The organism is Candidatus Cloacimonadota bacterium (assembly GCA_021734245.1).
Taxonomy (GTDB): Bacteria; Cloacimonadota; Cloacimonadia; order Cloacimonadales; family TCS61; genus B137-G9.
This window is the reverse complement of record JAIPJH010000114.1, coordinates 1-7767: the sequence shown is the minus strand read 5'-3', so window position 1 is coordinate 7767 and position 7767 is coordinate 1. Positions and strand designations below refer to the sequence as shown.

Sequence of the window (7767 nt, the reverse complement as noted above, 5' to 3'; positions counted from 1 at the left end):
AGTTCAGGCTGCTAAAGCAAAGGCAAGAGGATTTAAAACTTTTGATTGTTTTAAAACTATTATCTTCCTTTTACTCGGAAAACTTGATTTCAGGTTGATCAATAAATGCTATTTACCCATTTAAAACTAAAAAGAGCCTGTTTTAAATTATGATCGTGGGAATGAATTACAAGAGAATCAGGTTCATAAAACGTTTTAAAACCTAATTGGATTACTCTCATAGCCCAATCCTGATCTTCAGATGTCAAGATAGTTTCATCAAAAGGATATTTCTGCAAAACATCTTTCCTAATACAAGAGCTCACATTAGAAAAAAATCTATTCTGACTGGAATTAAATTCTGATTGCGGTCGGATTATTTTTTTATTAGGGAAATAATACTGATAAAAAAATCTCTGGACTTCCTTTGAGTTTTGTCTTGGGATTTGTCTGGAAAAGACACCGACCACCTCCAAATCATCAAAATTTCTAAGTAGACATGACAACCAAAATTCATCAAAAGGGATCGCATCCTGAGATAAAAAAACAATAAAATCAGCTTTAGCATATTCTAAAGCCAGATTACGTGTTTTACCATGTCCAAATTCAACTGGTTTTATTTCATGTAATTTTACGGGAAAGGATCTGGCAATTTCCAAGGTTTCATCTGTTGATCCTGAATCTAAGATGATTATCTCTATGTTCTTTTCTTGTTGATCACAGATTTTCTTCAAAACTATCCTGAACTCTGGTCCAGCATTCTTGGTCGGAATAAATATTGTTGCGTCAGGTTTCATTAGATCAGTTTTTTTGCAATTTTCCAGTAAAGATCAAAAAAGGGATTGGCAGCTTTTTTCAGCAGGAAAAAATCCAGTTCTTGAAACTCAATTCTGCTAACTAGTAATTTGGCAATTTCTCTATCATTGATAGCCCTATTTTTCTGAATGTGACGTCTCTTCACTATAATTCGAAAAATGTTCTTAAAAAAGTAGAAATAGCTTTCCATCTTTTTGGAAAAATTACCCGTGAGCAGGATAAAAATAACCAAGCCGATTTCATTGATCAGAAAAGCTGGAAAGATGATTAAAAGTGTTTTAAAACTGAAATTCTTAAATAAAGATATTAAACGATTTCTCTCCAGAAAATATACCTTGTTTTGTTTTGGAAAAGCATATTTGTGATAACAAATCGATTTTGGTACGAGAAAATTTTTAAATCCAAAAAGCTTTAACCTGATACCAAGATCAACATCTTCGTGATAGAGAAAGTAATCTTCATCGAAAAATCCTGCTTGTTCCAAAGCTTTTCTGGAATATAATACAGAAGTACCACTGGAATAGGGGATTTCCTCTATTTCTGTTTTGACAGAACTTTTTTCCAGGTAATTACCGCAGTAACCAAAACCCAGAAAAGTAAGATTATTAGCTGCAGTATTAATAACTTGGGGATTATCATGCAGCAGGATTTTTGATTGAACTGAACCTGCATCTGGATAAATTTCTGCCACTTTCACCAATTCTTCCAGCCAGTTTTCATCCAGAGTTGTATCGATATTCAAACAGATAACATATTTCACATTTTTATCTTCAAATGCTTTTTGAAAGCCGATATTGCAAGCTTTTGGAAATCCGTAATTATTTTTGTTACATATTGTTATAATATCTGAGGAATCCTTTTTTACGATTTGGACGGAATTATCTGATGAGTTGTTATCAACAAAAATGATGTTGAAGTTTTTATAATTTTGAGCAGATAATGAATTTAAACAATCAAGGATATATTCTTCACTATTATAAGAAACTAAAATGATTGATACTAAAGGTTGGTATTTCATGAATTATTGATTCTTTAAATATTTATCAAGTGCTTCCTGCCAAGTCGGCATCAAATTAAGCTTCAATGATTTTAATCTGTAATTTTCCAGCACTGAGTAAAGCGGTTTCTTTAAATCTTGGGAAAAATCTGCCGATTTTATTCTGTTCATTTTAACTTTTATATTCATAATATCCAAAAGATATTTCCCAAATTCAAACCAGTTACATTCACCTTGAGAAGTTGCATGAACTATTCCTTTAATTCCGTTTTGGAGAATTTTATGTATCTGTTTTGCCAGATCTTCTGAAAAAGTTGGGGAAGTAAATTCATCTTCCACAAAAGAAATTTCTTCATTTTTCCGAGCAAAACTAATAATTTTATCAACAATATTGGCTGATTTGATTTTGCTTTTTCCATAAAGCGCTGCTGTACGTACAATAACATGGTCATTGCAGTAATTTTGGATTATCTTCTCTCCCAGCTCTTTAGATAAACCATAACAATTAACTGGCTTGGTTTTATCATTTTCCAGATATGGCGTGTTTTTTGTTCCGTCGAAAACATAATCTGTGCTGATATGGCATAAATAAATGTTGTTTTTATTACAGATCTCAGAGAGTTTTTTCAGGCTTACAGCATTTATCTGAAGAGCTCTGTCAAATTCTATTTCAGCCCTTTTTACATTCGTGTAACCAGCAGCATTGATTATAATATTCGGATTTATCTCTTTTATTTTTTGAGTTATTATTTCATGGTTGGTGATATCAAAATCTGGTAGATCAGCTGTAGTAAAAGAAACATTTTGCTTTATGAATAAATTTGTTAAAGCTGTTCCCAGCTGGCCATTCGCACCAAGAATTAAAATTTTCATTTTCTAAAAACAAAGTCCTTTTCAATTTCTCTGAAGTTTGAATTTTTTCTGTCTTTTTCCGAAACGAGCGGATTTTCTATTTTCCAGTCGATATTCAAATCAGGATCGTTGAATAAAATTCCCCGTTCGTGGGTTGGAGAATATACTGCCGTACATTTATAAAACATAACTGCAGTTTCGGAAAGCACAGAAAAACCATGGGCAAATCCGGGAGGAATCCAGATAAATTTCTGATTTGAATCTGATAATTCTATCGAAAAATATTTTCCAAAAGTGGGAGAGCTAAATCGAATATCAACAGCAACATCAAGTATTTTTCCTTGCACTACATGCACTAATTTACCCTGGGCAAATTCTCCAATCTGATAGTGCAGACCTCTGATCGTCCTATATTTGGAAAATGATTGATTATCCTGAACAAAATTGATAGGGATTTCCATTTCCTTAAATTTCTTTGTATGAAACATCTCAAAAAAATAGCCGCGCTCATCTGAGAAAATATCGGGAGTTATGATCTTTAAATCTTTAATTTTTGTATTTTCAATTTTCATAATTCTTATCGATCACTATAATTTTTATTTATCCAGTTCTTATAAGCACCGGATTTTATCTGCTTTATCCATTCCAAATTATCCAGGTACCAGAAAATAGTTTTTTCAAGCCCTTTTTCAAATGTAACTGCTTGTTTCCAATTCAATTCTTGTTTTATTTTACTGCAATCTATGGCATATCTTCTATCGTGTCCTGGTCGATCTTTTACATAAGCTATCAATTTCTTATAATGATCTATTGATTCATTTTTAAGTAGTGCCATTTTTTCGCACAAGATATTTACCAATTCCATATTGGTCAGCTCATTTTCTCCACCCAAATTATAAGTTTCACCAATGTTTCCATGTGAAATTATTTCCCAGATTCCTGAGCAATGATCTTCCACAAACAGCCAGTCGCGAACATTTTTTCCATCACCATAAATTGGTAATGGTTTATTTTGTAGCATATTAGATATCATCAAGGGGATCAGTTTTTCCGGGAATTGAAATGGGCCATAATTGTTGGAGCAGTTTGATATCGTTATAGGCAGCTTGTAAGTGTGAAAATATGCTCTGACAAGATGATCGGAAGAAGCTTTGGAGGCGGAATAAGGGCTTCTGGGATCATAAGGACTTGTTTCAACAAAACATCCTTCATCTCCTAGAGAACCGAAAACTTCATCAGTAGAAACATGATGGAATAAGATATCCCTTCCTTGTTCAGATAATTTTCTGGTGAGTTCTAGCAGATTGAACGTTCCGATAATATTTGTATTAATAAAAGCAGCCGGCTCATGTATGGAGCGATCAACATGTGATTCTGCAGCAAAATGAACGATAATATCAGGCTCGTATTTGTGGTATATTTTTTCAAGTTGAACCAGATCACAGATATCAGTTTGTTCAAAAAAGTAACGTTTGTTCAAAAACTCTGCTTCTATTGTTTTAAGATTATTTCTATTACCAGCATAAGTTAGTTTATCCAGGTTGATTACTTCTCCTTGAAATGAGGGGTTGTTAAATAGAAAATGAATGAAATTTGTACCAATGAATCCACATCCACCGGTGATCAAGATTTTCGATTTCCGAATATTTTCATTAGATTTTTTTAACATAAATTTCTATATCTTAATTTTACTGTTATAGTATATTTTCAGCAGATAATCTCTATAACTGCATTTGGGCATATTGTTTATCAACTTCCTGAATTTCTTTTTAGAAATATAATTCATAGTAAGGGCAATCTCTTCTATACAGGCTATCTTAAGATCCTGTCTGTGCTCCACAGCTCCTATAAAAGTGGAAGCTTCCAGCAAAGTTTGCGGAGTTCCGGTATCCAGCCAGGCAATTCCTCTGCCAAAAAGTTCAACTTTCAATTTACTTCTTTTAAGATATTCGTTATTCAGATCGGTAATTTCCAATTCCCCCCGTGCTGACGGCTGCAAGTTTTTTGCATACTTTACTACATCATTATCATAAATATATAAACCTACTACGGCGTAATTTGATTTTGGTTTTTGAGGTTTTTCTTCTATGGAAATTACTTCACCGCTTTCCGAAAATTCAATTACACCATAACGTTGCGGGTCTTTCACATAATAACCAAATACGGTTGCTCCCTGATTCTGTTTTTGCGCAGAACGGATAAAATCAAGCTTTCCGTAAAAAATATTATCACCCAGTATCATTGTAACAGAATCATTGCCAATAAATTCTTCTCCTATCAGAAATGCTTCTGCCAGACCTCTTGGTTCAGTTTGTATTCTATAGCTGATAGATAATCCCAAATGAGAGCCATCCTGAAAAAGCATCTTGTAAGCAGGCAATGTTTTTTCATCTGTAATAATGAGGATTTCTCTGATTCCAATCAGCATTAAAACAGAAAGCGAATAATAGATCATCGGTTTGTCGTAGATCATCGTGAGCTGCTTGCTGTAAATTAAGGAATTCGGATAGAGTCTGGAACCTGCTCCACCCGCTAATATGATACCTTTCATAAAATCCGTCCCATAAAACAATATTTCATATTATCTTTATTAATTTTTATAGATGGTATAAGTCAATAAAAATGATAATTCTTAATCTGAATATTCTTAAAAAAATTTAAATGTTTTAATATATAGCCAAATGGAAATCAGAAATATTTGTACAAAATAGATACAATACAAAATCACTCTCAGTAGTGCGAATTCAACCAAAATCGGGTATATATTATACGGAAGGAATATAATCTTAGATATCAATTTTGGAGGATGTATGAAGGAATTACCAATTTTTGTCTACGGAACCTTGAAAGCAGGTGGGATTTTCGATATTTTCAAAAACTTTAAACGTGAAGAAATTCAAGCCAGTTTACCTGGAGCTGCACTCTATGATTTGGGGGCTTTTCCTGCTCTTAAACTGGAAGGTGAGAATACTGTTAGAGGAGAAGTTCACTTTTATGCTAATTCGAAGATCTATCAGCATGTTTTGCAGAGGATGGATTTTATTGAAGGATTCAATAAAAGTAAAAATGATCTTTTTACCAGAAAAATTGTGAATGTTAAAACCAAAATAGGCAAACAACAGCAAGCCTATTGTTATGTTTACAATGGTAAAGTTGATCAGAAAATGAAGATCGTTTCCGGGATTTGGGAATGTAGTTAATTTAGATATTAGATTATCGGGGGAATTACGGATATTCCCTGATTTCGAACAGCCTACATACATAAATATGCAGGCTGTTTTTTTATTTATTGAACATACGGTTCATAACACTTTAAAAGGAGAAAAATTATGCTAAGCAAGGAAATTGAAGCAAAATTGAAAGCACCATTTCCGGCAGAGGATATAGAATTTCGTATAGCTGCTGTCAGTGGTGATCAGAAAAGAATTAAACTATATCCCTATCTTACATCCAGAGCTATCATGGACAGACTGGATAAGATACTGGGGATCGAAAACTGGTCGGATGAATATGAACTTCTGGCAAGTGGTGTTACCTGCAGATTAACACTTAGGATCAATGAAAGTTCAATCACCAAACAGGATGCTGCATCTTTTACCGATATCGAAGCTTTAAAAGGAGCATTCTCAGATGCCTTGAAACGAGCTGCTGTAAAATTCGGTATTGGGCGTTATCTTTACAAAACTCCAGCTTTTTATGTTGATCTGCTGCCTGAAAAACCTGGCAATAATCAGGAAAGGGTTCACTTTTTCAAAGCAGAGGGTGTCTCCGGCTGGTGGAAAGAGCCTACTCTACCGTCTTCAGTATTACCAGATAAGGAAAAGAATATCTTGAAAGGTAATTTCAGATCGCTTACTCTTTATCAAAAACTTCGTAATCTGGCTGACCTGGGAATTATCAGTGAACAAAAACATGCCGAATATCTGCAGAAACTGCATTCCAAAAATACCGGTAATGGTTTGATCAAATACTTTAATAAACAATGTGATCTATTGTATAATCTTTATACCTTATCAAAGCGAAACAAGATCACAAAAAGTCAGAAAGGAAATCTCTATCAGCGGATTATGTCTTCTAAACTTAATAGATTTCCTGTCATCGAAGAAGAGATAAAACAGCTTGAGGAGGCAGCCTGATGCAGATCACTAATTACAACAAAATCCCCCTGCCGATCTATCGTGCAATTTCCCATAACTGGTATTCTGGCGCAGATGCTGAGCACTTTTGTTCTGTCACAGATCTGATCAAACCGGAGAAACTTTTTGTGCTGGAGAAACGGCATCAGGATGAGCTGAAGCGCGAAGCATCGGATCTGATCTGGAGCTTGATGGGAAGTGCAATGCATAAGGTACTGGAAAAGAGTGAAAGCGACTGTAGCTTGAATGAAGAAAGATTATTCGCAAAGGTAAATGGAAAAATTATCTCGGGGGGAATTGATCTTTTTGAGGATGGTGTGATCTCCGATTTTAAGTTTACTTCTGTCTGGAGTTACATTTTCGCATCAAACAAAAAGGAATGGGAAAAACAATTGAACTGTTACTCGTACTTATACGAACAGGCAGGCTTTGAGGTTAAGAAATTGCAGATAATTGCGATCTTTCGAGACTGGTCAGCCAGAAAAGCTAAGTTTGAAGCTAATTATCCCAAGCAGGTTGAAATTATTCCAATCCGTAAATGGTCTGTGGACCATTGTGAAAACTTCATAAAGGAACGTTTGTTCAAAATGGCGATGGCTCTCAGACTACACGATGATGTCATCAAAGAGTGCGGTCAACACGAACGCTGGCAGGATGACGATGTCTATGCCATAATGAAACACGGTAACAAAAGAGCGGTCAAACTCTGCACAAGCCAAGAGCAGGCGGAATCGTTCATGAGTACGAATACCGATCGTGATAAACTCTATCTGGAAGTTAGACATGGTGAACCTAAGCGCTGTGAGAATTACTGTCCTGTAAATAACTACTGTCATTTCTACCAGCAGCTGCATCCTGAGATGTTCCGGCAGGCAATCTAAAAAAAGGAGGAGAAATGCCCATCAATAGAAGATTAATGCGATTCTTAATAAATGCCCTGGAAACCCTGGCAGAGATAATCTGCGAGTGGCAAAGGTCACGACGAAA

General features: G+C 34.8%; 9 protein-coding genes. 3 read left to right on the top strand and 6 right to left on the bottom strand.

The genetic code is table 11. From position 1 onward, the window contains the following. Positions 1–98: 98 nt before the first annotated feature. The 6 genes from K9N40_12460 to rfbA are packed head-to-tail and all read right to left on the bottom strand — an operon-like array spanning position 99 to position 5195. Positions 99–776, bottom strand: coding sequence for a glycosyltransferase (locus K9N40_12460; protein ID MCF7815280.1), 678 nt, complete (start codon positions 774–776; stop codon positions 99–101). Continuing rightward, complete coding sequence (locus K9N40_12455; protein MCF7815279.1) at positions 776–1813, bottom strand: glycosyltransferase family 2 protein; 1038 nt, start codon at positions 1811–1813, stop codon at positions 776–778. Before K9N40_12455 ends, K9N40_12460 begins: the two co-directional genes overlap by 1 nt. 3 nt (positions 1814–1816) lie before the next feature. Further along, entirely contained in the window at positions 1817–2665 is an 849-nt protein-coding gene (gene rfbD, locus K9N40_12450) for a dTDP-4-dehydrorhamnose reductase (GenBank protein MCF7815278.1), read from the bottom strand. Beyond that, positions 2662–3216, bottom strand: coding sequence for a dTDP-4-dehydrorhamnose 3,5-epimerase (gene rfbC, locus K9N40_12445; GenBank protein ID MCF7815277.1), 555 nt, complete (start codon positions 3214–3216; stop codon positions 2662–2664). Before rfbC ends, rfbD begins: the two co-directional genes overlap by 4 nt. A 5-nt stretch (positions 3217–3221) precedes the next feature. Then, positions 3222–4289, bottom strand: a complete 1068-nt coding sequence (gene rfbB, locus K9N40_12440; protein ID MCF7815276.1) for a dTDP-glucose 4,6-dehydratase — start codon at positions 4287–4289, stop codon at positions 3222–3224. Between the two features lie 30 nt (positions 4290–4319). After that, on the bottom strand, positions 4320–5195 hold the full coding sequence (gene rfbA / locus K9N40_12435; GenBank protein MCF7815275.1) for a glucose-1-phosphate thymidylyltransferase RfbA: 876 nt from the start codon (positions 5193–5195) through the stop codon (positions 4320–4322). A 259-nt stretch (positions 5196–5454) separates the two neighbouring features. On the opposite strand from rfbA, the gene K9N40_12430 reads away from it, so the two are divergent. From K9N40_12430 to K9N40_12420, 3 genes are all read left to right on the top strand, one after another. After that, positions 5455–5844, top strand: coding sequence for a gamma-glutamylcyclotransferase (locus K9N40_12430; GenBank protein ID MCF7815274.1), 390 nt, complete (start codon positions 5455–5457; stop codon positions 5842–5844). 129 nt (positions 5845–5973) lie between these two features. Next, positions 5974–6780, top strand: coding sequence for a hypothetical protein (locus tag K9N40_12425; protein MCF7815273.1), 807 nt, complete (start codon positions 5974–5976; stop codon positions 6778–6780). Continuing rightward, positions 6780–7661, top strand: a complete 882-nt coding sequence (locus tag K9N40_12420) for a hypothetical protein (protein ID MCF7815272.1) — start codon at positions 6780–6782, stop codon at positions 7659–7661. The genes K9N40_12425 and K9N40_12420 overlap by 1 nt, the downstream gene beginning before the upstream one ends. The last annotated feature ends 106 nt before the right edge of the window (positions 7662–7767 follow it).

What these genes read in the sequence shown, in the direction of transcription:
- K9N40_12430 (MCF7815274.1), top strand. Translation starts at nt 5,455, where the DNA reads ATGAAGGAATTACCAATTTTTGTCTACGGAACCTTGAAAGCAGGTGGG.
- rfbA (MCF7815275.1), bottom strand. Translation starts at nt 5,195, where the DNA reads ATGAAAGGTATCATATTAGCGGGTGGAGCAGGTTCCAGACTCTATCCG.
- rfbD (MCF7815278.1), bottom strand. Translation starts at nt 2,665, where the DNA reads ATGAAAATTTTAATTCTTGGTGCGAATGGCCAGCTGGGAACAGCTTTA.
- K9N40_12420 (MCF7815272.1), top strand. Translation starts at nt 6,780, where the DNA reads ATGCAGATCACTAATTACAACAAAATCCCCCTGCCGATCTATCGTGCA.
- K9N40_12425 (MCF7815273.1), top strand. Translation starts at nt 5,974, where the DNA reads ATGCTAAGCAAGGAAATTGAAGCAAAATTGAAAGCACCATTTCCGGCA.
- K9N40_12455 (MCF7815279.1), bottom strand. Translation starts at nt 1,813, where the DNA reads ATGAAATACCAACCTTTAGTATCAATCATTTTAGTTTCTTATAATAGT.
- K9N40_12460 (MCF7815280.1), bottom strand. Translation starts at nt 776, where the DNA reads ATGAAACCTGACGCAACAATATTTATTCCGACCAAGAATGCTGGACCA.
- rfbC (MCF7815277.1), bottom strand. Translation starts at nt 3,216, where the DNA reads ATGAAAATTGAAAATACAAAAATTAAAGATTTAAAGATCATAACTCCC.